The organism is Micromonospora sp. NPDC049580 (genome assembly GCF_040675595.1).
GTDB lineage: Bacteria > Actinomycetota > Actinomycetes > Mycobacteriales > Micromonosporaceae > Micromonospora.
Map to the genome: position 1 here is coordinate 1 of NZ_JBFAPG010000683.1, position 2,427 is coordinate 2,427.

At 74.8% G+C, this 2,427-nt stretch carries 2 protein-coding genes; one reads left to right on the forward strand and one right to left on the reverse strand.

Annotated elements, in window-relative coordinates; genetic code table 11:
• Positions 1 to 90: 90 nt before the first annotated feature.
• Entirely contained in the window at positions 91 to 837 is a 747-nt protein-coding gene (locus AB0J68_RS30950; RefSeq protein ID WP_363942290.1) for an alpha/beta hydrolase, read from the forward strand.
• A gap of 4 nt (positions 838 to 841) precedes the next feature.
• Here the strand turns inward: AB0J68_RS30950 and AB0J68_RS30955 are convergent.
• The coding region (locus tag AB0J68_RS30955) for a CDP-glycerol glycerophosphotransferase family protein (RefSeq protein ID WP_363942292.1) at positions 842 to 2,427 on the reverse strand (1,586 nt) is incomplete at its 5' end.

Sequence of the window (2,427 nt, forward strand, 5' to 3'; positions counted from 1 at the left end):
TCCCCCACGAGGGGCCGGCGCCCGCGGCGTCTCGCGTCGATGCCGATGACGGCTCTCGTACCGGGCCACGAACCGTGGGAGACTGCGGCCGTGGTGGACGAATCGGGTGGTCACGCCGGTCGCGGGCCGGTCCTGCTGCTGCTGCACGGCATGGGAGCGACGGGCGACGTGTGGCTGCCCTGGGCGCCACTGCTGGAGCAGCACTGGCCAGGGCGGTGGTTGGCGCCGGATCTCGCCGGCCACGGCTGGTCGGCCCCGCTGTCGTCGTACTCCTTCGAGGGTCTGGCCCAGCGGATCGCACAGGGCCTGGCCTTCGACGACCGCATCGTGGTGCTCGGCCACTCGCTGGGTGGGGTGGTCGGCCTGGCGCTGGCGGCCCGCGACGCCGGGCTGCCGGTGGACGCGGTGGTCGGGTTGGGCATCAAGGCGGTCTGGTCACCCGCCGAGCTGACCCGGGCCGCGGAGCTCGCCGCCCGCCCGCTCGGTTGGTTCGCCAGCCGCACCGAGGCCGCCCGCCGCTACCTGCGGGTCGCCGGCCTCACCGGTCTGGTCTCTCCGGACCATCCGATGGTGGACGCCGGCCTGCGCCAGGTCGACGGCCGGTGGCGGCTCGCGATGGACACGAGCGCGTTCGCCGTCGGCGAGCCCGACCTGACCGCGCTGCTGGCGGCGACCGACGTGCCGGTGGTGCTGGCACGCGGCGAGCACGACCCGATGGTCACCGACGCGCAGCTCAAGGAGTACGGCGTGCCGGTCGCCACGCTGCCCGGTCTCGGCCACAACGCGCACCTGGAGGACCCGGCCGCCGTGCTGGCGCTGCTGGACGCCTACCGCTGAGCTGCTAGACCGGTGCTGACGCGGCCAGGTTCTCCGCCGGCGCCAGCTCTCGGCGCGCTGCCGTCAGGAAAGCCTCGGCGTACGACTCGGCGGGGAAGTCACCCAGGTAGCGGCGGCGGGTGGCCCAGCGCTCCTCGGCCAGCGGGTCGGTGTCCAGCAGCGCGGTGAGTACGGCGTCCACATTCGACATGTCGCGCCGCAGCACGTAACCCGACCCGGCCAACGGGAAACGGTCGGTGAACCGGTCGCCCTCGTCGCCCATGTCGGTCACGGCGTACGGCTTGCCGGAGTAGAGGTAGTCCGAGATCACGCCGGACACGTCGGAGACCAGCGCGTCAGAGCGGTTGACGCAGTCGGTCAGGCTCAGCTCCCGGGCCGCCGCGCCGAAGACGTGCTGACGGCCGCTGCGGGCGCGGTCGGCGGCCAGCAGCTCCGTCAGCCGGCCCAACTGGCGTGCCGACGCCGGGTTCTGCGCCGTGTACGGGTGGGCCCGCAGGATCACCGTGGCACCGCGCTCCAGCAGCCGTCGCAGCAGCTCCTCGGCCACAGGCAGCGAGCAGTAGTCGGCGTCGGCGTGGTGCCCGGTCCAGGTCGGGGTGTAGAGCACCGTCGGGCTCGCGAGGCCGCGCGCCGGCTCCCGGCGTACGTCGATCGACTCGACCTGCGGGCGGCCCACCACCACGAACTTGTCCGCCGGGATCCGCACCCCGGCACGGGCGTACCGGTCGATCGCCGCCGGACCGGCCACGAAGATCCGGTCGAAGATCCCCGAGACCGGGTTGGCGCTCGGCGCCTTGTCGCTGTCGCCGTGGTGCAGCTGGATGTGGGTGAGCTGGGTGAACCGGACGCAGTGGCTGTTCTTCGCCCCGTGGTTGACGTAGAACGCCACCCGCAGGCTCGGCACCAGCGCCTCGTCGATCGCCCGCAGGGTGGGGCAGTAGACCACCGGCGCGTCGGTGGCCGCGGCGATGGGTGCCAGGAACTCCGGCTCGCGCACCAGGACCAGGAACGGCCTGCCGATCCGCTCCAGGTACGGCAGCCACATGGTGACCTGGTATTCCGAGCCGGGCGGCGCGGAGAAGTAGAGCAGGAACTCCGGCTGGTGCCGGCGCAGCGCGCGGGCCACCGGCCCACCGCCGCCGGTGGGCCGGAACCGCCGCCGGGCCAGGTCCAGCGCGACCGCCCCGGCGCCGGCGCCCACCAGCAGGCTGACGACGAGCGCCACGGCGGCGGGCAGGGTCAGCGCGGCGGCGAGGGCCACTGCCGCGAGCAGCCCCAACAGGGCGACGCCGAGCCGGTCGGCGATCAGCGGGGTCCAGGCCCGTACCGGCAGGTTGGCCGCCCGGACCTCCAGGTTGCCGGCGGTCCGCAGCGGCCCCACCAGGAGCACCAGCCCCAGCAGGACCAGCGCCGCGGCGGCCAGCGCCGGGTCGAACCCGTCGTCGAGTCGCCGGGTGTAGCCGACCAGGACCGCCGCGGCGATCAGCGCCGTCTCGGCGACCAGGTCAGCGCCGGGCCGGATCCGCTGCTCGGCGGCCGCCGCGGCCACCGCCGCGACGGCCCGCGCCACCCCCCACCCCCTGGCGCCCG